The organism is Halalkalibacter oceani (assembly GCF_023715605.1).
In the GTDB taxonomy this organism is placed as follows: Bacteria; Bacillota; Bacilli; order Bacillales; family Bacillaceae_D; genus Halalkalibacter; species Halalkalibacter oceani.
Map to the genome: position 1 here is coordinate 13,455 of NZ_JAMBOL010000033.1, position 22,829 is coordinate 36,283.

Genomic DNA, 22,829 nt, shown 5'->3' on the forward strand with positions numbered 1-22,829 from the left:
GAGGCGATCGTATGAGCGATCAATTAATTAATGTACTATCAGAAGGTAATGGAGTTGGAGATGTAACAACCGAGGCTTTGCAGGAAAAAGATTGGCAAGAAGTATATGCTGCAAGACAAACGAGAAAAATCTTGTTTGCAACACTTAGTGGAATTGAAACTCATACTCTTCGTGAAAATGAAATCGAGTGCGCCGTTGTTCGAATTGGCAGAGTAAAAGGACTGATTCCATTCGACTACATGGAAGTTAAAGACAAACGGCAAATGCGTAATATGATGGGCCAAAAATTAGGATTTCTAGTTATTGGCATTGATGAAGCAAACAAAATGTTTATTGGTTCCAGAAGCGGCGCATTAGAAGTCATGCAGAGCGCTACATGGAAAGAAATTCAGGCCAAAGGTGTAGGGACAGTCGTAAATGCGGAAGTTCGTTATGTCGCTCCTAAGTACGCTCTTGTTCAAATTGGCGGAATTGAAACAACTCTTGATATTTCAGAATTTGATTATGGCTGGGTTGATAATTTACGAGATAAAATTCAAGCCGGTGATAATATTACTGTGAAAATTACTGAATTTGATCAAGAGAAGAAGGAATTAAAGATTAGCCGTAAAGCAACACAGCAAAATCCATGGGATTATGTCGATCAGCTTGTTAGTAAGAATTGTGAATATACTGGCACGGTATCAGGAGTCGTCAAATTTGGTAACTTTATTAACTTAGCCCCTGGTATTGATGCCTTAACCCCTCACATGAAGTTTGAAACTTTATCAAAGGGAGATTTGGTAGTGGTCCGCATTCGTGAAATTCGCCCTGAAAAGGAAGAAATATCAGCTAGTATTATTAAAATCCTGCGTAAGAATCAAGTATTTACTTTGTAGGTGATTCAAATGATTGAATTTAACAGCCCGTTTTCTGCATTTCATGAGTGGAATATCAACTGGCAATTCATCCCTAGCTCACAAGAGGCAAGGAAGAATTGCATATACCACGAACGAGAGTATGAAGGCCGGGTCTTAGAAGCATTAAGCAAAGTTGGAGTGATGGGAGCTGTGCAACTTTCATCACTCTATCTAAAGAAAGATAAAAAGAAATTGAAAGATATGAGAAGAAAAGGGTTAATATTGCGGCATGACCTAAAACGAAATAATGATGTTATACCAGTCTATACAATTGGGCTGGAAGGAGCTATGAGACTGAGGAGTAACCAGTTCATTAATTATTGGTTTCATTGGTCTGAATATGATTTATTGCAACGCTTAACGTTTGTTCGCTTTATACAAAAGTTAAGTCAAACAATGGATGAGTTTTCATTTGATACGACTCATCCTCCTTTTATAGGGAAAATCAAAATAAAAGATCGTTTATTTCAGGTGTTAGTCATTCGGAATAATGAAGATGAAGTGCTTGATTACTTTAACAACCATACTTTTTCTGAGCCACTCTTTGTTATCGCAGAGCATGAAGTCTATTTGAACAAACTTAATTCTTTCTGGCCACATATAAAAGTCCGGATGACTCTTGATGCTGATTTGCATTATAAAGTTCCTTTGTCTGAAATGTTCTATATTTTTGACAAGGGGAAATGGGAAAAAGAATACCTGAAACGGCAGGAAATAAATAAAAAAAGAGCAGCTTCTCAATAATGAATTGGGAAGCTGCTTTGGCATGAGGTGATTTAATGATCCGGAAGCATAGAATATTAGGCCTCTTGTTTCTTTTTTGTATCCTATTTCCTTATCATACTTTTGCTCAAGATTCTTCGATAAATGATATACAAAAACAAATTCTAGCTGCACAAGAGGCTGAAGAAGAATATGAAGAAGAGATCAAACATCTTCACTTGGAAACAGAATTGTTGGAAGAAGAACTTTCCATTATTCATAATCAAGTTCGAGAGTATGATATGAAAATGGAAGCAATATCAAAACAGTCACATTCTACACAGTCGTTAATAGATGAACAAATTCAATTAGTTGATAGACTGGAAAACGAGCTTGACAGAAAGATAGAAGCAAGAGAGACAGTATTGCACTATTTTAAAGAACGAGCGAGAGTGCTTTACATGAGTGAGCCATCTTATGGATTATTAGAATCAGTGTTGGGCGCCCGTTCGTTAGGAGACTGGTTACATCAAACAATGTCTGCATTACGTGTTGCTCAATATGACCACGAGATGATCGAAAGGTTAGGAGATATAAACCAGAAAATCAAGGAGGAAAAAGTAAAGTATAAGAAAGAACTCAAGACACTTGAAGAAGGGAAGGAAACCTTAGCAATCTTAGAGGATTATTATAGAGATTTGCAAGATGAAAAGAAGGATTATATCATTGAAGTTCAAAAGGAAATCACAGAAAAAATGGAGTTAATAAATGATCGAGAAATATTAAAGGAGGAAGCAGCTACCCGACAGTCGAAATTAAAAAAGGAATTAGAAAATAAAAAGAGGCAGGTAGCGAATGCTCAATCCAACCTGGATATGTCACAGCTAGAAGGGGGGACTTTTATAATGCCCACTACTGGACGATTCTCTTCTGGATTTGGGCCGCGTTGGGGTTCGTTCCATAATGGAATAGATATAGCAAATCAAATTGGTACGCCAATCTATGCAGCTGCAAGTGGAAGGGTGAAGTGGGCGCATTATGTAAATGGTTATGGGAATACCGTACTTATTGAACATCTGATTGATAATCAAACGTATGAAACATTGTACGGTCACATGGACCAAATTTCAGTCAGAATTGGCGACACAGTATCCCAAGGTGACTATATTGGTTCGATGGGAAACACAGGTTTTTCAACGGGGCCCCATCTTCATTTCGAGCTCCATGTCGGCAGATGGAATTCAGGAAAGAGCAATGCAATTAATCCGTTAGACCTCTTACAAGGAGGGTAAATATTTTGTTGAATTTCCAGTCTATATTAGGTATAATTAATGCATAATATAGTTCAACGACTTGGTACCTTCCGATTGCAGAAGGAGGCAAGCAGAAAACACCTTTAACTTATGAACTTCTCTGGATCTATTTTGATCTAGCAAGAAGAAGATAAGAATTCGTATTTCGTTAATAATTATTAGTGCCTAAAATGACTTTAGTTTAATAAATCACGCTTAAAAAGCGCAACAAAAAGGTTTATCTACCTTATTTGTTGCGCTTTTTTGCGTTTTATAAATAAAGCAAATGGAAGGAGGATATGGTTCATATTTTCAATCAAAAATTGAAAGGAGACTAAATATGATTATTTTAGTTTTATCTGAAGAATGTAAACAGACTCTTTCAGTCCATGTCAGATTAAAGGGAGATCAGTTAATGCTTTTTACTGTTCCCCCAGAGGGCTGGTCAGAAAGGCAACAAGAAGCAATAAAGTACGAAATTGAAAATGAAGGAGCGAGTGCGGTAATTATTGGAGCCGATGTTCCTTTACTTAAAAAAAACCTATATCGGGCCCAATACGCAGCACCTACTCTAGCACCAAAAGTCTATGAAATTTAAGGAGGAAGGACTAACATGAATATTTATAAGAAAATACTTAATGTACAAAAAAAAATTGAGGTATTAAAACTAATACCGGGCCAATTACATCCACATGTTCCTATTAGTCAAATCCAAAAAAAAATTAAGCCACTTCTCGAACAAGAAGGGCTTCTACTGTTAATGCACAAAAAAGAACATGTCATTCATATCTCACCCTCAGAAGTGAAGAGAAGAAGTAATGGGTTTGAAAAAAAAGAAATAGAGAACCAAATTCTATTAGAAATCAACATTGATTTTGAATTTATCAATGTGGAAAATCCAGAGGACAAGTTAATTATTCCTTGGTATGGCCAGGGAATAGCAAATGGAACTGAAAAGGCAGCAGGGCTAGCTTATACCTATGCCGAGAAGACATTTTTTCAGAAACAATTCCATCTTCCTAGTGATGAGATGGATCCTGATGTACGAGGCCAATCACTACAGGATGAAGAAGAGGAAGAAACGATTGCGACTGACCAGATCACTGAAATTGGTGACATGCTAGCACAGTTGGTTAAAGCAAGAGGGACGACACTCTCTAATTATCTTGAATTCTTAGCTGTATCAAATATTTCTGATATCAGAAGATCTGATTATGAAGAAATAAAAGCTAAGGTATCGAATTGGCTTAAAGAAGTAGAGGATGAAAACAAGAAAGAGAATGAAAATGCAACCCCTCAAACTAAAACTCAAAAGTCTCCAGAGCCTCCAAGGCAAACAGAATCCCCAACAGTCGAAAAGTCAAAGGTCAGCGAGATCAGTAACAAAGAGGCCAAGCCTACTTCAGATAAAACGTCAAATAAGACATCTGAGGAATCAGAAAAGGATTCAAGTGTTTTTACAGCAGAGGTCTCGCTAGTTTCCATTGATCCTGGTATCAGGAACAATGTGCATTATGCAAAATTGATCCTTCTTAATAAGGATAAGACAACTATAGCGGCAATCGCTAGAGGAGAAGAGCTTGTCAATTCTTTAGACGAGTTAGGACCTAATGTACTATTTAATGCAAGGCTAGTACAAGAAGGTAACTACTATATCCTTAAAAATATGGAACCTAAAAATGAACAACAGGGTGCTTGATTATGCTGCAACTTCGTGATGACATTTCATGCTACAAAGACAGTGATGACAAAGTCTTTATGTTCGCCTTTTTTTCACTTGCTTACCAAAAAGCAGGGCAGCATGCCTTGCCTTATAGGGTTATCGTACAAGTTGAAAAATTAGCAAATGATTTATTTGTAACACATGAGTGTCCCGTTAATTGCATGCAGGCATCATTACCTTGTTGGCATACGCAAAAAGCTCTTCAATTATATCTTTCTATCACAAATGAAAGGTATGAAGACATTGTGTATGAAAACAGAAGAGTACTATTATCACCAAATATGATTTTATTAAAGGAAGGCGACCTAAATGGGATTACCTAGTATCATTAAAGTGGCTGAAGAGTATTCAGTAGATATTAATCCTACAACACTTAATAAAAAAGAAGTGTTGGCAAGATGTCCATTTTGTCAATCAAGACAATTTAAATTGTCTATGAACAATGATAAGAACACCTTTCGTTGCTGGCGAAGCAGTTGTAATGAAAGTGGAGGGGTCCTTCATTTTGAAACACTTTTAAAAATGAATGAAGACAACTCTGAATATAATCAAACTTATAAAAAAATTAAATCAAAGTACTTTGGTCTGAAAAAGAAGAATAAGGCTCATCCTGCTGAATTTTTGACACCAAAACAATTGGAGGTCATTCAGTGGAAAGAGGCAAAAAGAGAGTCCTGGAACTACTTCAGAAAGCATATGGGACATATTTTTCAGGACTGGCAGCAGCATTGTCATCTTCATTATCGTACTGCTTTCGCTAAGTTAGTCGTAGGTGAAGCAATTGGAAAATATGAATTGGCGATTGATAGTATCCGGCGCCAGCAAAAGGAACAGGAGATAACTGATTTACTCGATAAAACACTCGAAGTGTTTTCGACAGATTGGTTATCTGAACCGTGGTCAGTAGAAGGGCTATTATTGGCCAGAAGTGCCTTACGTTTGTGCGTGGAAGACAAGTCTAAAGAAAATGGCTTACTCTATGTGATATTTCTATCAGTAGAACAAGAAGAGAATATTCAATCAAATAATAGCGAGCATCAGCAATTAGCTGGTGTACTATAAGGAGGAAAAAACACATGTTAAACAGAGTAGTTCTTGTTGGTCGATTAACTAGAGATCCTGAGCTTCGTTATACGCCAAACGGTGTTGCTGTAACAAATTTCACTCTAGCGGTAAACCGTCCCTTCACGAATAACGAAGGAGAACGTGCAGCTGATTTTGTCAATTGTGTCGTATGGCGGAAGCCTGCTGAAAATGTGGCAAACTACCTGAAAAAAGGTAGCCTGGCTGGGATAGATGGCAGAATTCAAACACGAAGCTATGACAACAATGAAGGCCGTCGTGTCTTTGTAACAGAGGTTGTCGCAGACAGTGTTCAATTTCTTGATACTCGTACTTCTAATAGTGGTGGTAACGGTAGCCAAGGAAATGGCGGTAACAAGCAGCAGTCTAACCAACAGCAATTTGGGGGATTTAATGAGGATCCTTTTAACGATTCTGCTCCTATCGATATATCCGATGATGATTTACCATTTTAGCCAGTGCAAAAGTGAGTAATCTAAATTTTGCTCATATTTCCTTGTAAATAAAGGTTTTGTACTTGTTTTAGTGGTGAGTAAAAAAGGAATCAAAAATGGAAATATAAGTATAGACAATGACTTGGTATTAAAAGATACCACATTTAGTAACCTGTCGTTCTATAAAGGTGTGGCAGAGTAAAAAAAATAACAAATCCGCCTTCCTCTTCGGCGTAAAACAAGATGGTTCATACTTCGCCATCTTGTGGCGAAGTATGCGAAGGAGAAAAAGTATGATTAATGAAATTCGTGAAAAAGTAAGTATGTATGGATATGAGAATACTAGTTTAAATGAAATTCTAACGTTAATTATCGGGGAATCAGCTAGCATGAATAATTTATCGAGTCTTTCCGTTAATGACTTACTCTTAATGAGTGAGTCTGACTTTAAAAGCATTGAGGGAATTGGCCCCCGGAAGGCAGAAATACTGGTTGCTACTGTCGCATTAGCAAAAAAACTGCTGCAAGTTAATTCTAATTCAAATAAACTATGTATCAGGTCCCCGGAGGACATGTTTAATTATCCAGGGTTAAAAACCATGGCACTTGAAACCCAAGAAGTAGTCAAAGTATTTACATTAAATACAAGAAACTTTATAACGGGAGAAAAAGTAGTCTTTAAAGGCACACTAAATACTTCCCTAATGCACCCTAGAGAAATTTTGTTGTTTGCATTGAGTAAGAATGCTGCTTCAGTAATAGTTGCGCATAATCATCCATCCGGTGATCCGACGCCGACCCGAGAAGATATTGAGGTCACGAGACGATTATTCGAAGCAGGGAAAGTAATTGGGATTGAAGTACTTGATCATATTGTAGTAGGAGATCATCGATGTATCTCAATTAAAGAAATGGAGAATATGCGATGTGTTATATAAAGCATCTACAAAAAGTGTCTACTCGCAAAAATTCTCAGGCTATCATTGCTCTCATGATTTTAGGAGCAATAGAACTGGGAGATGTTAGTCATCTAAAGAAGATCGACATTTCCCATCTAAAAAGAAACATTATTATCTAAAATAAATATAAAAATTAGAAAGACAGCATCCCTATTGGATGGTGTCTTTCGTCAATTATAAGGAGGAAAAAAGGATGAATACTAATAATGTAAATGCAGGAGAAATGATGGAAATGTTTTGGCGTACAGGTTACCCTGAGCTTCGCCAGCAAGAAGATATTAAAACAAAGGCAACTGAAAAATTAGAACAGCTGCTTTATCATAGATCGGAAAATCCAATCGTCTATGGCGATTTAGGATATGCTGTTTCGTTCAAACCAAAACACACCTATAATACAGATTGGGAGTCTTTAAATAGATTTTTGATGGAGGTAGGGATTTATCCGCTAGTTGCTGATCTTAAGCAAGATACGCCGGATAAATTTCCAGAGATATGCAAAATGTTTGAGCTTCCTAAAAAAGATATCTTAAGTTTTAGCGTGAACAAAGTTGGCAAACAGTTGTTGTCTCATTCAATTGCTTTACCATCTAATGAGTATGAATTATTAAAAATAATTAAGCAATCTGATAGCATTATTGTACCTCTATCTGAGATGTATAGAAATCTGAAAGTAAAGATGCAAAATTGTCCAACTTTACTAGAAGAACGAAAGATCTCTCACAAATATGGAAGTGTGTACCTAAAAAAGGATAAGGTCCGATATGACATTGAAACAATGTTAAATGTTATAGGAACGGATTTTTTTATCAAACACGGAAAACCAAACTCCAAAAAATTATATGCCTTTATAAAAAGAGGCATAATAAAAAATGAGCAGATTGAACAGTTTAGAACCATTACTAATTCAAAGGTACGGTTAGAGGTTAATCGTATAGATAATAAAACGAGAGTTACTTCAAAACAAATGGTAATATAGCATAGATCTTGCTAAAAGGGCTAAGCCGGTACCTGTTTAATCTCAAAGTGAAATCATCTCTAAAAGAAGAAAAGTTCGCCAAGAGAAAATAAACGCAGTAAAACAGATGGTGAAAAATAGTGACTTCTTAAATGGGAAGAAATAGTATTAATATTCGAGAAATATTCAAAACTATACTTTGCTAGAGATAAAAACAATGTTAAAATGAGACTAATCATAATTAATTTAACTTGTACCTTCTCACCCAAAAGGTGAACCGAAGGATGAAGATGCTTATTTAGTTATCACTCCATATACTTCTCTAATTATGCTAGAAGAGAATGGAGTAGGGTTATTGGGGAATTAAACAAAAAGGGATTTCTATGCCTAATGGCATAATCTAATATCACGACGCTTCAAGCGCATCGAAAAGGATGAATCACTCCTTATCGGTGCGCTTTTTTGCGTTGACAAAAAAATGGAGGAAAAGAAAATGACGAAAAATTTTAATTTGAATGATGTTGCAGCAATTCACGGGAACGAAACAGAACAAAATTTATTCGGGTACTTATGCTGGTACTCAGTGTCTGAAGGGTTATATAACAGAGAGCAAATAAGAGATTCTCTGCATAAATCCGGGTTAGCGGATTCGTTCATGCCAAAACGTATACGCCCTGCTGATGCATTCAGAAGGGCGACAAAGCTCATTGAAAAAAACAGCCAAATGGAAGATGAAAAGACAGGCATTGTGGATCAGTATTTAATTCGCCATGTGACAAGTTCTAATACGATTACCCAAAGAAATATAGTAAGAGAAAGGAGAGATTCGCAGGGGCGTTCATTGCATTACAATAGTAGTGCCGGTATTCTCGTTTTTAATAAAGATAACGAGGATTTTCTGATCGAACAAACCGAGAACGATCATGTAAGAGATTTAGCAGAATTTGCCAAATCTCAATATGAGATATTTTTAAACCATCATAATGGTGGCGCAATAAGAAATATGACACTTAATATTCTTAAACAAATGGCTCCTCTTCCTGTACGACCATCCGGAGGCATTTACTTCGTACCTGTAAAATACGAAGAAATGCTAAAGAAGGTGGTAGAATTTTTAAAATACCTCGAAACATCAGGAGGGAACGGAGGAGAAGGATTCATGGTTCCTCTAATCAATACGGAAGATAATAAGGATATGCTGCGCTCTAAAATCGATGCGCACTTGCAAACGACATTAGAAAGGTGTCAAGCACTGATGAGTAATAACAAGGAAATACCAAAAAATATTATCAAAGAGCAAATTGATGATGCAAAACGTATTATCGGTGACTTCAAGGATTATCGGTCCCTTGTAACAGGGGCTGTAGACAGCATGGAAGATAAGATTGAAGCCATCAGACAGCAAGTACAAACCTTATTAATTGATAAACTTAAATAAAATTAGAGAAGGAAATAAAAATGGAGATATAAAGCGCTAGTTAAAAAACTAGCGCTAACTTATTTATAAAGGAGAATGAATTATGCAAAGAACAAAGGAAACTGTAAAAAAGATTGGTTTGATTAAAGAAAATTTAAGTAAAAAATTTCTTGAACGGGAAGATATCATTGAGGGTATTTTAATTTCCTTAATCGCCAATACAAACGTACTATTAATTGGACCACCAGGTACAGGTAAATCTGCTTTGGTCAATTCCATAGTTAAGCACATAAGCAATAGTCAGCATTTTCAATGGCTATTAACGAGGTTTACTACTCCAGAAGAAATATTTGGACCGGTTAATCTCAAAGAGCTAGAAAATGGTAAATATAAACGAAACACTGATAATAAATTACCCCTTGCTGACGTGGCCTTTTTAGACGAAGTCTTTAAAGCAAATTCCGCTATACTCAACTCTTTACTAACCCTTATCAACGAAAGGGTTTTCTACAACGATGGAGGTGCTGAAACATCTCCTCTTTTGTCAGTGATAGGGGCTTCTAACGAATACCCTGAGGATGAAGAATTAGGTGCTCTATTTGACCGGTTCTTATTACGATATGAAGTGGACTATATTGGTGAAGATCAATCATTTCTCGCCATGTTACAAGGTGGAGTTGCTCAATCAAAAGTACTAATAAGCATAGAAGAGATTAATGAATTGTCAGAAGCAGCGGAGTTTATTAATATTCCTGCAGCTGTTCTGAATAGCTTAATCACAGTAAGACAAGAGCTAAAAAAAGAAGGGATGCGCCCATCAGATAGACGCTTTCGTCAATGTTTAAATCTACTACGGGTAAAAGCTTTATTAGACGATAGAGCAGCTGTCGAGCCAAAAGACCTCCTTATATTAAAGGACGTCTTATGGGAGGAACCTGAACAAATGAAAGATGTACAAGAGATCATTTTGGAGCATGCAACTGATCCGATTACAAAGATGTTGCAAAGCTTCCAGAACGATGCTAATGAGTTATGGACTTATGCCCAACAAGGAACTCAAGAATCAATTGAAACAATTGAAAAGTATAAGCGCATCTTGAATGAGCTACAAGATGCTTTGAAGAACAACCCTAATCGAGAGTCAGAAATTAAACCTGTCATTGAGCAGTTTTCGAATGCTCTGAGACAGTTAACAAACGTTGCTTTAGGAATTTCAAACTAAAAACTTCGTAAGGAGGTTAGCTATATGCTATCAAGAAGAGATTTTCAGATAGGAGCAGATGAAGTGGTCATAAATAGTGACAACTTCGACCGGAGAAACTTTGGGGGCCTTTTAAAAAAGGCTCCTAATTTATTAAAATTAGCAAGCAAAGGGAAAGGGATTTATCCGGGCTTCATTCCTTTACTAAGTGACGTATATAGCGCTTTGTATAAGGTGAAGCCACTCATTAAAGATGAAGAGGTAATTGATGACCTCTTAAGAGGTAATTATCAGTTTATGAGCCAGATAATGCAGGATTCGGAATTCTCAAGCTTAAGAAAGGATTCCATTTTTGATGACCTTACATCAGCTCTAGGAACGCTTCACTACGGCCAGGAGTTACACGGCTGGATAGAATCAAAAGTAGAACAAGATAATGAGTTGCGTGAGCAATTAGCAGAAGCTCTAAAAAGTCAGAAAGAGCTTAATAAACATAAGGATCAACTAGAAAAGGCTAACCAAGATCTTAATGAGGATAAAGCTGGAGCTTCGAAAAGAGCGAATAATGCTCAAAAAAAGGTTGAACAGAAAAAAAATGAGTTACAAAATACCCTGCAAGAGATAAATAAACGTTTTTCTGAGGCGATCCAAGGTGATTCAAGTGCATCATTTCAAGCAGCATTAACACAAGCTGCAGCAAAAGCCAAAGAAGAAAATACATTAGTACAAAATCTATTAAGTGGGGCAGGAATTGGAAGTAAAGATATTCAAAAGGTCCCACTTCAAGAGAAATTGCAACTTGCAGAGCAACTGAGAAAAAGCAGTAAGTTCAAAAATATTGCGCAGTGGGCAGGCCGCTTCAAATCCATTGCTAAGAAAAAAAGAAAAACAAAAGTAAAAGAAAGTGTAGAACGCGGGGGCATCATACCAGGTAATGACTTAGAACGTTTATTACCGCAAGAGATGATGAATTTTCAGCATCAGTCAACAAGACTTGATTTTCTACGGCGTTTTGTTGAAAATGAAACGTTAATGTTCGAAAAGAGTGGGAAATCAGAGGCTGGGAAAGGACCCATCATCCTTTGCTTAGACCAGTCAGGGTCTATGAAAGGGTTAGACGATCAAAGCAAGGGGTTTACTCTTGCAATGGCGATGATCGCTAAAAAAGAGAAGAGAGATTTTGTTTATATCCCTTTTGATAATAGGGCTATAAAAAAAGAATACAATAAAGGAAAAATAAACGGTGATGAATTAATTTTAATGGCCACATCGTTTTTAGGCGGGGGTACTAAATTTTACCCGGCATTAAATATGAGTATGGAGGCTATAAAAACATACAAAAATGCAGATGTTTTATTTGTTACAGACGGTGAGCCTTCCGACCGTCAAAAATTAATAAAGCACAAAAATGAACTGTTGGCATTCAAAAAGAAGCATCATGTATCCATTATGAGTGTCTTAATTGGCGATCATGCGGACAAAGATGCTGTTGAAATCTTTTCGGATGAAATCATGTCTGCAAAAGATTTTATGGATGCACAAATGATGGAAAGAGCATTCAATCTAAATCTAAAATAAGAAGGGATTGTTGTTAGATGAAACAAGAAGTATTTCTACTTAACAAAAAAGTACGCCTTTTTGGTGATGAATATGTCAATGTGCATATAAAAGAAGCACGAATTATTGATGAGGCAAACAATATAGGAGATTTTAAAGGTCAAATCGATATCGTTTATCCTTTCGCTGGTTATGATTTAGATTTAACATTAGATATTCACATCGAAAAAGCATCTGATGATTGGATATGGGAGACTGACGCAGTATTCAGAGTTCCCTTTTCGGAAGAAATAATCACACTTAATGAACTATACCACGACAGTTTTCATAAGCTAGAGGAAAAAAAGTGTCGAAATATAATTATAGATTATGGAAAGTGTTCATGTGGGGGCTCGTTGTGGCCCATGTATGATGAGTTTCCTAGGTGGATTCATTACTGCGACAGTTGTGATACCAGGCAAGAAGAGCCTGGCTATTCACCGCTGGCAAATTAAAAAATTGCAATATAGGGTGGAGTGATTGGCGTTATGCCAGTCACTTTAATCATTTAATTGGACTATAAACTAAAAGGGAAGTGAGAGTATAATGCAATCAATCATTAGTTATCCTGATCGGGGTCATTGGGGTGATTCTTCTTATAGGGGAAACACATCTGGCCACGTCATAAAGGACCTAATTAAGCAATTTTACCCTAACTCCCAACCGAAAAAATTTATTGAAGTTTTTTCAGGTGGAGGTACTGGGAAAGACGTTGCTATTGAATTAGGAATTAAAAATAGTATCCATCTTGATTTGAATACGGGATGGAATGCATTAACAGATGATATTCCTTACGGAAGTGACTTTATTTTTAGCCATCCACCGTATTGGCATATAGTGAGCTACCAACGCTACAACAATGCTCATAAAGATGACCTATCCTTGGATATGTCCTACGAGGAATTTATTTCAAAATTGGATAGAGTAAATGCAAAGATATATCAATCACTACTCAATGGTGGTAGACACGCCATTCTGATAGGTGATATCAGAAAAAAGGGCCGGTATTACAGCATTATAAAGGATATGACATGGCTCGGTGATCTCGAATCACATATTATTAAGAGGCAACATAATTGCCTTTCAGATAAAAAATGTTACGTCAGAAACTTTATACCCATTATCCATGAACACATTTTGGTCTTCAAAAAGAACAAAGTGTGGGAGGTACAGATAAAAAGTACTGTCACAAAGAGCTTTGATTTGCGTGAATTTAAACATATTACTTGGCGTGATCTTATACAAGGAGCGTTGGATTATTTAGGAGGAAAAGCTTCCCTACAAGATATTTACACCCTTATTGAGGGTAGCCAAAAAACTATCTCTAATAACCACTGGAAGGAAAAAATACGCCAGACATTGCAACTTCATGATAATTTTATTTCTGTCGATCGTGGTGTTTGGAAATTAACTTATTAAAAAAATAGGGGGTTTGGTCATGAAACATGAAGTATTTCAATTTGAAAAACGTGTACACCTTATAGGTGATGAATATGTCTATGTGCATATAAAAGAAGCACGAATCATTGAAGAGGCAAGCAATAAAGGAGATTTTATAGGACAAATTGATATTGTTTATCCATTTGCTGGTTATAATCTAGAATTAACATTAGATATTACCATGGATAAATCGAGCGTAGAGTGGGAATGGGACGCCGGTTTCAGAGTTCCATTTTCGGAAGAAATAATCACACTTAGTGAACTATATTTAGAACAACAAATGATATTAGAATACGAAAAGTACGAAACTAGGAATTATGAAAAGTGCTCTTGTGGTGGTTACATGATGCCAATGTATGACGAGTTTCCTAGTTGGATTCATTACTGCGACACGTGTGATTGTAGGAATGAAAATTACGATCACTCACCATTGCCATATTAAACAGAAGGGTGAAGTTATTGGATTATTACCAGTCACTTTATCATTTATATGGAAAATAAACAAAAAAGGGAACTTTAATATTAATTTTAAGGAGGATTATCATGAAAGAGTTCAGCATTGAACGGATGAAAAAATTAGAAGAGCATGATGCATATGTAAGGTGGTTGGTAAAAGACTTAAAAAGAAGAAACCCCTCTACAAGTTTAGAGGAAATAATGAAAATAGTTTTCAACACAATCATGGAAGATCGTCATATGCTAGCAGCTTACAACTCACTAGAGACAGGGAAGTAAAAGGAGGAATTTAGAATGGAGATATCAAAGATGTTAACACTCTCAACAATTCATTTATCACTCGAGAGTTTAAAGCTCTTAAATTTGGGTGAAACGGACATGATAAGCTATGAGAAAGAAGGTTATGGATGGTTTATCTATCTAGGAGACGAGTATTTTCATAACATTATTGAGGAGTTACCTCAAGATATCAAAAGACTTGCTGAGGTAGCCCGGGAAAACGATTGCTTATGGATATGTTTAGATGGTGATGGACCAGTTATGGACAATTTAGACGTGTATAGTCATTATTAATGGGGGCCCCTACTTGGTAGGGGTTCTTTTTCGGTCAAACGTATGCTATAATTTCTATATGTAGTTTATTGATTAACTGAATTCTCCTTTCTGTACCGGAAAGCAGGGATAAGTCAGTGTTGCTTTAAATTCTTATTTGGGTACATACATTCCGATTGTTCGCTGAATGAAAGTGACCTGTTTATTCAAAACATTCTATACTAAAACATGACCATTTTGTCTTATATATAACGCAATAGGCGTATCGAAAATCATGATTTGTGATTATCGATACGCCTTTTTTGCGTTTTTATAAATCTAAATTACTAGGAGGAGGGGAAATGGACACAAACCAGTTGCAAGTTGTCTCACTTCCAATCATATCGACTGATTGGGGAGAGGCTAATTGGAACCCGATGGTCAGGGCCTATGGTATTAAAACAGGAAGAAGGGCGAAGTGTAAATCGTGTGTATTCCTTAAAAAAACTCAAGGAATGTATACATGCAGCCTTCAACTTCCTATACACCACAATCCTGACTGGCGCGCTTGTTTGCGCTACGAAAAAAAAAGAAAAAAAGAAAGGATGTTGGAAAATGGCAAGGTTAGCATCTGAGGCAAAAGCAGGTTTTTACCCTACACCGATTATAGAAATGGAGCTTATATGCAGTAAACTAAAAATACCACATAATCAGACACAAGAAACTTATAATATTTTGGATCCGTGCGCAGGTATGGGAGATGCGATCGTGGTGGCCCAGCGAGCCTTGAGTCAGTCCGGTGCTACTGTAAAGTCATATGGGATTGAAATTGAAGAAACAAGAGCGATCGCAGCCCAGGGTAAAGTCGATAGCCTACTTCATTGTAGCTATGACGAAGCACGAATGTCACAGGAAGCATTTTCGCTTCTATACCTTAATCCTCCGTTTCAAGAAATGGGGGGAGAAAGGATGGAAAAAATCTTCTTGGAGGATTTAACAGAGGATAGACTTGGTCCTGGAGGAATCCTAGTGTTCAATATTCCTCAGCCTATTTTAAAAAAATGCGCTAAGCTTTTAGCCAGCCGCTTTATTGATTTATCTGTCTACCGATTTACTGATGATCACTTTGATGCATACAAGCAAGTGATTGTATTTGGACGGAGGCGTCAAAAAGGCTTTAGAAAAGAACATGAAAGAGCATATCAACAAAAAATGGAGGAAAGGTTGCAAGTCATTTCTCAAATGCCAAAGGATAAACTACCTAGCCTTGATCGAGTAGATGATATCGTTTATGAGCTATCACCGGCACCTAAAAAATTGATGTCATTTTACTCTACTAAAGTTACTATGAATGATATTTTAAATAACCAGGGTCTTGACCAGGAGGTCAAGTTATTGATTCGAGACTTCGAAGAAGTCCAAAATAACACAAAAAAATTAGAACCAGCGTTGCCTTTGCAGACGGCTCATTTAGCAGCTGCACTTCAATCAGGTTATGTTCCTGAACAAATGGGAGCAGATCACCTGCTGGTAAGTCGTACACAACATGTAGAGTCAGAGCGTACTCAGATAAGCGCTCGAAGCGAAAAGGAGCAAAGAGTCACAACTTATAGTACCAAAAACACGATGCGTATTTTTTCAAAAAAAGGCATCGTAGACTTAGGGTAAGGAGGATCTTAAATATGAATTATATGACTTTAGAGGAATCTAAAAAGCCTTGGAGCAAGGTGACAGAGTGCTATTTCACTATTACGTTGTTATGGCCATAGGTTAGATGTAAGGCATGTTACTAGACTTTCGAGTTTACTAAACTAAAAATACCAATATTTATAATACAAAGGAGGGAAGCCCTTCCTGTTCAGAAAGCTAGTGAACAGAGAGGGGCATTCCCTTATCTCTGTTCATCAACCTGAACAGAGGGCATATGAATGAAGAAAATTCGAATTAACGAAGATGGTAAGACGTTTGAAGCGTATGTAAAGATGTTAATTTTAGACGGAGATGTATTAGTAGGTTGTTCATTTGCAGGAACAGCTGTAGCTGTACGGTCGATACATGCCTCCTTCTACAACATTGGCACTAGAATCGAAGTCATTGATGAGACAACCGGTCAAATATCTTACTATACAAGTACAACAAGGTATCGTCGTGTCGAAGAAGTGGTAGGGCGTGTCGTTCACTGCTTCATGTTACCAAGATCCGCGGTTCTACGTGAGTTTCAAGCGAGTCTTGCAGAGAATATGAAAGCTGCTCAAAATACGCTAAAAAGTAATAAGGACAAATCTAAAAAGTTTGATTATTCATATCCAGAACGAGTTGTCATAGCTCGTAAAGGCAATATTAATCAAGTGGCAGGGCGCTTCATTGCCAAAACGTTTGGCCTTCCCCAAAAGGAAGCTTGGAGTAATAAATATATTGAGTTGTTGCAAGAGAAAATAACAAAGCTATCTATTATAACAACCAATTTGGCTGGAGAGTGGGACCAGGCCGAAGCTCTTCGTATCCATTCTTTAAAAGAAAAAGAAGTCCTGGAGATAATTGAAAAAGAAATACAAAGTGGACGTTTAAATCCGGAATCAAATGCGCCATACATTATAAAAAGTGAACAAGCGATTTATAATGCCGGCATGACGACTGAGCAATATCTCAGGAAAAATGCTAAAGCCTTAGCAAGTAAACTTGAGCATTATATTCGACCAACTTATAAAGGGGATCATTACTTACCTTATATTGGTCAGACTGAACGAGTATGCGTTCCTGCTCAAGCTAAAATTGTAATGGGTATGCATGAAACCCTTAAGAAGAAAAAAGGAGTCATATGCGTATCTGATATGGGAACCGGCAAGACACAAATGTCGTTAACTACAGTCTTTACGGCAGCGAAAAAGCGAGCAGAAGATAAAAACATTAAAGATGAATTTCGTGCATTAATAATTGCCCCGTCCAATGTTATTCCTAAATGGTCTGAATCAGAGATTCCTACGGTATTAGGGAAAAGTAAGACTGTTTGGGTTACTCCTGGGGAGTTGTCTGCCTTCAAAAAAAATGAACGACGTTTTAAATTTTCTCAACGGTTTATTGTGACGACGATTGAGTCAACAGACGATGCTCTTAAATATGTTCAAGCAGTTAGAAGTGGATGGACAGTTCCATCTCGAATGATCCATTTTGTCTTAATTAGTATGGACCGTATGAAATACGGTGCGATGAAGTATGTATTTGCTGGTAGATGGGATCCGGTGAGGAATGTGTGGAGATCTCCAGAGACCAATCAGGCATTACAAATTCCGCCATCCCAAAAACAACTGAAAAGAAAAAAACGAGCAGCTGATGAGCACGCTGGTTGGAGTGATATCGTCATCAGTCCAAAACACCCCCCAACATTACATCAAATTCAAGAAGCTAGGAAAAAAGGTACCCTTGCTCCTAATCAATTACCAAAAGGGTATGTGCAAAAATGGTCTGAGGATATACGGGCGATTCAAGAAGTATATTTTAAACCGGATAAAACAAAAGCAAAAAAACATTGTACTTTATACCGGCCGGCCCAAGCTAAGTGGGGAGAGATGAAAGGATCTCATCGATGGATGATTGCACAAATTTTTCAAAAAAAATTGCCAAATCACTTTCATATTGGCATTTTCGATGAAGTCCATAAAATGCACTCTACAGAGTCTGGACGGGGTGCTGCGTTTCATAAAATATTGAAATCTTGCCGGAAATCTATCTTATTAACTGGAACATTAACAAATGGGGAGAGTTCAAGTATCTTTGGAATCCTATGGCGACTTTTTCCAGGAGAATTAATTAATGCCGGATTCAGTTATGAAACGTCCAAAGAGGCTTGGGCGTATCGCTACGGTACAGTAGAGAGGATTGTCACCTTGGACAAGGGTGGTCGAGACTTAGGGGCCACTACGAATCGAGTGAAGGACCAGGTGCAAATTAAAGAAAAACCAGGGATAAGCCCAGAGTTAATTGCTAATCATCTACTTGATAAATGCGTTTTCATGAATTTACCGGACCTGCAGATTCCTTTAGTAGAATTGGAAGAAAGGCCGATCCTTATTAAGTTGGATGACGATCATTATGAGGAATACCAAAGGTTACAAAAAGAGTTGTATTCAACATGCCAAAGCTTAACCAAAATGGTTGGTACCGGTGCTTGGGCCAAATACCATCCCGCAACTTTGAATTATGCGGATCAACCTTCTAAGGGTGTCAAAATAGAATGGTATCCAAAAGGTGTGAAAAAGGACCAAACGAATCACTTAGGTAAGGTGGAAGCTCCTTCTTTTCCTGAATCCTACCTACCGGCTAAGGAAAGAACCCTTATTGATCTAGTGAAAAGTGAACTTGCTCAAGATCGTCCATGTGTAATTTATAATCATTTCACTGGTAAATCAGGGGAATACCAAACTAATCAGCGTTTGAAAAAAACATTGACTGATCAAGGTATAAAATGCAAGATCCTTGATGAAGGTGTGCCATCACACAAGAGATTTGAATGGCTGGAGGAACAGGTCAAATTAGAAACAAAAGTAATTATTACAAATATGAAACTGGTAGAGGTAGGGTTAGACCTTATTTATTATCCAACCTATATCTATTTTCAACTTTGTGATGAAATTAGTATTTTACGTCAGTCATCCAGGAGGGGTTTTAGACTAGGGCAACCGAAGAAGTGTAAGGTGTTCTTCTTGGTCAATGAGAAAACAACTCAAATGGAACAGTTTGTTCGCTTAATGAGTAGAAGAATTGCTGCCCTAATTGCTGAAGGACGGATGGAAAGATCTAATGAACTGGCCAAATTCGCAAATGTTGCATCTAGCGGCATTACTAATGAGCTATCTCAAGAGCTTGAAAAGGCGGATATTAAACAAATGTGGGCGGATGTAGCAGCTCATGATTTAGATGATGAGCTTCGTCTTATTAGCGAAGCTGACTTTAAAGAAAAGATAAGTGCTGCATTCAGAAACCTTACAGCAGAAACTAAACGCTTAACGGGGGTTAAGGAAATTGATCCTTTCGCTGAATTAACAGATGAAGAATTGGATTTGGCACTAAGTGTTTTTGATGATGTCAATTTCGAAGTTGAGCCTGAGGATATTGATATAAGTGAAGAAAAGGATGCCGAAGTTGAGGTGTTTTCCGAAGCGAAAAGTACTAAAAATGATCAGTCTCATGAAAAGAAAAATGAAATTGTTGAATATAAGGTGGAGGTTGAACCTTATAATCTTCAGAGTAAAGAAAAAATTCGTTTTGAGCAGCAATCTTTGTTCGATTTTGCGAATTAAACCATTTGGCGTTCAGATTTGTTCTGAACGCCTTTACTTAAATAGTTTATTAGGGAGATTTCACTATGTATAAAAGCGATGCCTTAAAAGCATATCGAAAAATTAAAACCGCTGAACACTCTTATCAAGCTTATCGGTATATTGAAAGACTAAGTCCTAACATTGCGAAAGAAGTGCTTTTATTATTGGTGGCACGTAAGCATCAATAGCAACCATTATTATTTGCTTCTAGGCATTGAGAAGGGAAGAGCCTTGGTTTATACTGAGAGTAGATAACTTTCTCTCTGAAACTTGGAACCTTCCATTTTGTTTTTTGCTGAAGGAGGCAAGTTATGTAGGTATGATTTTAAACTTATATGCACTTCTCGATCCTAATGTTCGCCAGAAGACGATATGAGTTCATTCGTTAAATAGTTAGACAATCATGGGATTATTATGCATGTATAGCATATCCAAATATAAAAAGCTTTAGAGCCTGACAAAATTTATTATAAAATTCTGTCAGGCTTTTTGTGTTGACAAAAAACTTAGAAGGGGGAGTTTAATGCTCTATATTGAAGATATTGAAAAAATAGTAAGGTTTTTTTGGGGGGAGGAAGCAGCAAAAGCTTTCTTAGAGATGACGAACCAAGTATTGAATTACTCAATACTTGGTTTTCAAGTGAAATGGGTATTTCTGTTACTATTAGTAATGATCTACTTACTAACTGCAGTAAATTTTCGTAGAATGCTAAACAAGATGGTACAAGTAGATCAGAATATTTTATTGGCACAATTGTATACCTATAAGCCAAGTAAAAGGGGGGATAGTTACGAAATACGCTTAGTAGATCTAAGCACTAACTATAGTCTTCCGATAGGGGAACCAAGCCCACCTTTAACAGCAGAAATCAAATTCGATAATACTTTCATGAGAGAATTAAAAGACATATCAGCTCCATACAGGATTTCGACTTGGGATTATATGAAGAAATCGTATTTAGGGTTGAAAAAATATCCAATCGTTTCTGAGGATATCTTGGACTTTATCGTTAAGTATAAAGAGGTCTTAGATAGGATCTCTATACAGGATCTTAAAGATGAAGAACTGTATAAAAAGTATTCCTTTATCCTTACTGTGTTAAGGGCGTGTACAGAGATTGCCGTTAACATAGATGATGCCAGGGTAATGAAGAAGCGTTATTCTCAAACATTAGATACGTTTGCGCTCCAACAAATATTAAAGGATTCAAATGTAGAAAGTCAATTAACGAATGTACAAGCTTCTGTCTTCGGGCATTTCATAGTCTACCATGAGTTTTTTGAAACACAAAAATTAAGTCACTTATTTCATATGGGGTCTGTAGATGCTTGGAATGATGGACTACTTTACTACACCTTTCCACTGAAATTATTCGATGGTAAAAACTATTTTATTACATTGATGATGAGTCCATCGATTAATTTTGATGTGAGTGACGTCGAACTAAGGAGAAAGTTAAGACTCAGGATCCTTAAATATAAGCTGTTTCTTAATGTCAAATTAATGCTGACAGTTTTGGGCAAAAAGTTACGGTTACTTTAAGTTCTAATAATTTTGACTTTATGTTAAAATAATCATAATACTATTTGGTGGTGATTATCGTGCTCAATCTTTCAAAAGAAACATCTAAGAGCTCACCTATATTAGAAATGCGGAGACGAATTTTAGAGAAGAGAGGTATCAAATTTGTTGATACCAAGGAACTTAGAAAGAAGACCAAAACAGAATTAGAAAAGAAAAGGTTCTTTTCAAGATTTTATTAAGAAAAAAAGTCCTTCATTATTTTGAAGGGCTTTTTTCATTGAAAAATGGTTGTCATTGATTATACAAGCGACTTATTCCAGGGGATCCTACAGGCTTCTCAGAGGACTTAGTAAACTTGATCCCTTTTTCTTCTAACTGTTTTTTTATATCTTCTCTGCCTATTTCTTTTCTCTTCTTATTTGTTTTCAAATGATCACTTCCCATTTTGGATTCATGAATAATATATGCAGTATTTTACTTATTGATTATAAAAATATCAAAACTAATGAAACTTATGGTAAAGTTGAAGCGTAAATAGAAAAAAAGACAGGGGTACTATTTCCTGGGTTGAGAGGTGCATGAATATTGTTTATTAAGCCATTTAGTCTACAACGTTTTATATGGTATATTTTCATAATGCTTTTTAGTGCGGGAATTATCTTTTTCTTTCAAAGTGCATTTAATACGGAATATAGATCGTATGAAATTCTTTCGATTCTCTTTACGCTGTTAATGACTTTTCATTGCTTAGGGTTAGCAACCGGCATACACGATCGCCTTGAAAAAAAAGAAATAGATATGATGGTTAGTCAATTAATGGATGAAGCTAAAATTCAATATGCAGATAAGTCTACCTATGAATATCAGAAAAGCAACGAAGAAGATGATGTTATTATGAACGAAATTGAAGAGTTCAATGAAAAATTTGAGCTTGCTAAGACTTCCTGGACCATGAAACCTTTTGGAGAAAGAAATGATTATGAATTATACCATTATTGGTTAAACATGAGAGATAAAATTTTTAAATCTCTTCTATTTGTCTCAAGTTTCTCATTTTTTAGCTTAGCCGTAAATATGCTCAATGCTCATTTGATTCCTAATGAACTTTTAGCTGCTATTTGTACAGTTACTTTCATTGCTATTTTGGTCTATTTCTTTTTTAACAAGAGAGTGAATGAATTTCATAATTTAAGTCCCTACGGGCTCAAGGCTTTTAAGCACTAAAAAAAGGAGTACCTCCCCAAAAGTCGAATTAGTTAAGTGTCCAAACAAAACTACGACTGGAGGAAGACTCCCTT

General features: G+C 36.6%; 24 protein-coding genes. All 24 read left to right on the forward strand.

Annotation, left to right across the window (positions count from 1 at the left end; translation table 11 throughout):
- The first annotated feature begins 11 nt into the window (after window positions 1-11).
- On the forward strand, window positions 12-878 hold the full coding sequence (locus M3202_RS19690; RefSeq protein ID WP_251224941.1) for a S1 RNA-binding domain-containing protein: 867 nt from the start codon (window positions 12-14) through the stop codon (window positions 876-878).
- A gap of 9 nt (window positions 879-887) precedes the next feature.
- A complete protein-coding gene (locus M3202_RS19695) occupies window positions 888-1,643 on the forward strand; it encodes a hypothetical protein (RefSeq protein WP_251224942.1) in 756 nt (251 codons plus the stop codon).
- A gap of 35 nt (window positions 1,644-1,678) precedes the next feature.
- On the forward strand, window positions 1,679-2,893 hold the full coding sequence (locus tag M3202_RS19700; RefSeq protein WP_251224943.1) for a M23 family metallopeptidase: 1,215 nt from the start codon (window positions 1,679-1,681) through the stop codon (window positions 2,891-2,893).
- 340 nt (window positions 2,894-3,233) lie between these two features.
- The gene (locus tag M3202_RS19705) at window positions 3,234-3,491 is read left to right on the forward strand and encodes a hypothetical protein (protein WP_251224944.1); all 258 of its coding nucleotides are present in this window, start codon (window positions 3,234-3,236) and stop codon (window positions 3,489-3,491) included.
- A gap of 15 nt (window positions 3,492-3,506) precedes the next feature.
- On the forward strand, window positions 3,507-4,592 hold the full coding sequence (locus M3202_RS19710) for an ERF family protein (protein WP_251224945.1): 1,086 nt from the start codon (window positions 3,507-3,509) through the stop codon (window positions 4,590-4,592).
- Between the two features lie 2 nt (window positions 4,593-4,594).
- Window positions 4,595-4,939 (forward strand): hypothetical protein, encoded by a 345-nt coding sequence (locus tag M3202_RS19715; protein ID WP_251224946.1) that lies wholly within the window; start codon window positions 4,595-4,597, stop codon window positions 4,937-4,939.
- Window positions 4,926-5,678, forward strand: coding sequence for a CHC2 zinc finger domain-containing protein (locus tag M3202_RS19720; protein ID WP_251224947.1), 753 nt, complete (start codon window positions 4,926-4,928; stop codon window positions 5,676-5,678). Before M3202_RS19715 ends, M3202_RS19720 begins: the two co-directional genes overlap by 14 nt.
- A 14-nt stretch (window positions 5,679-5,692) precedes the next feature.
- Window positions 5,693-6,154 (forward strand): single-stranded DNA-binding protein, encoded by a 462-nt coding sequence (gene ssb / locus M3202_RS19725; protein ID WP_251224948.1) that lies wholly within the window; start codon window positions 5,693-5,695, stop codon window positions 6,152-6,154.
- A 272-nt stretch (window positions 6,155-6,426) separates the two neighbouring features.
- On the forward strand, window positions 6,427-7,071 hold the full coding sequence (gene radC / locus M3202_RS19730) for a RadC family protein (protein ID WP_251224949.1): 645 nt from the start codon (window positions 6,427-6,429) through the stop codon (window positions 7,069-7,071).
- A 214-nt stretch (window positions 7,072-7,285) separates the two neighbouring features.
- Entirely contained in the window at window positions 7,286-8,068 is a 783-nt protein-coding gene (locus M3202_RS19735) for a hypothetical protein (protein WP_251224950.1), read from the forward strand.
- A 472-nt stretch (window positions 8,069-8,540) separates the two neighbouring features.
- Window positions 8,541-9,485, forward strand: coding sequence for a DUF6744 family protein (locus tag M3202_RS19740; protein WP_251224951.1), 945 nt, complete (start codon window positions 8,541-8,543; stop codon window positions 9,483-9,485).
- Window positions 9,486-9,567: 82 nt separating this feature from the next.
- Entirely contained in the window at window positions 9,568-10,686 is a 1,119-nt protein-coding gene (locus tag M3202_RS19745) for an AAA family ATPase (protein WP_251224952.1), read from the forward strand.
- A gap of 24 nt (window positions 10,687-10,710) precedes the next feature.
- Window positions 10,711-12,243: a hypothetical protein gene (locus tag M3202_RS19750; RefSeq protein ID WP_251224953.1), complete on the forward strand. Its 1,533-nt coding sequence runs from the start codon at window positions 10,711-10,713 to the stop codon at window positions 12,241-12,243.
- 17 nt (window positions 12,244-12,260) lie between these two features.
- Window positions 12,261-12,716, forward strand: a complete 456-nt coding sequence (locus tag M3202_RS19755; protein WP_251224954.1) for a hypothetical protein — start codon at window positions 12,261-12,263, stop codon at window positions 12,714-12,716.
- 91 nt (window positions 12,717-12,807) lie between these two features.
- Window positions 12,808-13,680, forward strand: coding sequence for a DNA methyltransferase (locus M3202_RS19760; RefSeq protein ID WP_251224955.1), 873 nt, complete (start codon window positions 12,808-12,810; stop codon window positions 13,678-13,680).
- Window positions 13,681-13,699: 19 nt separating this feature from the next.
- Window positions 13,700-14,143, forward strand: a complete 444-nt coding sequence (locus tag M3202_RS19765) for a hypothetical protein (RefSeq protein WP_251224956.1) — start codon at window positions 13,700-13,702, stop codon at window positions 14,141-14,143.
- Between the two features lie 101 nt (window positions 14,144-14,244).
- Window positions 14,245-14,436: a hypothetical protein gene (locus tag M3202_RS19770; RefSeq protein ID WP_251224957.1), complete on the forward strand. Its 192-nt coding sequence runs from the start codon at window positions 14,245-14,247 to the stop codon at window positions 14,434-14,436.
- A 15-nt stretch (window positions 14,437-14,451) separates the two neighbouring features.
- Entirely contained in the window at window positions 14,452-14,730 is a 279-nt protein-coding gene (locus M3202_RS19775) for a DUF5983 family protein (RefSeq protein ID WP_251224958.1), read from the forward strand.
- Window positions 14,731-15,050: 320 nt separating this feature from the next.
- A complete protein-coding gene (locus M3202_RS19780; RefSeq protein ID WP_251224959.1) occupies window positions 15,051-15,323 on the forward strand; it encodes a hypothetical protein in 273 nt (90 codons plus the stop codon).
- Window positions 15,304-16,356, forward strand: coding sequence for a DUF6094 domain-containing protein (locus M3202_RS19785; RefSeq protein WP_251224960.1), 1,053 nt, complete (start codon window positions 15,304-15,306; stop codon window positions 16,354-16,356). Before M3202_RS19780 ends, M3202_RS19785 begins: the two co-directional genes overlap by 20 nt.
- Window positions 16,357-16,616: 260 nt before the next feature.
- On the forward strand, window positions 16,617-19,985 hold the full coding sequence (locus M3202_RS19790) for a DEAD/DEAH box helicase family protein (RefSeq protein ID WP_251224961.1): 3,369 nt from the start codon (window positions 16,617-16,619) through the stop codon (window positions 19,983-19,985).
- Between the two features lie 65 nt (window positions 19,986-20,050).
- A complete protein-coding gene (locus M3202_RS19795) occupies window positions 20,051-20,194 on the forward strand; it encodes a hypothetical protein (protein ID WP_251224962.1) in 144 nt (47 codons plus the stop codon).
- 335 nt (window positions 20,195-20,529) lie between these two features.
- A complete protein-coding gene (locus M3202_RS19800) occupies window positions 20,530-21,549 on the forward strand; it encodes a hypothetical protein (protein ID WP_251224963.1) in 1,020 nt (339 codons plus the stop codon).
- Window positions 21,550-22,116: 567 nt separating this feature from the next.
- Complete coding sequence (locus tag M3202_RS19805) at window positions 22,117-22,755, forward strand: hypothetical protein (protein WP_251224964.1); 639 nt, start codon at window positions 22,117-22,119, stop codon at window positions 22,753-22,755.
- The last annotated feature ends 74 nt before the right edge of the window (window positions 22,756-22,829 follow it).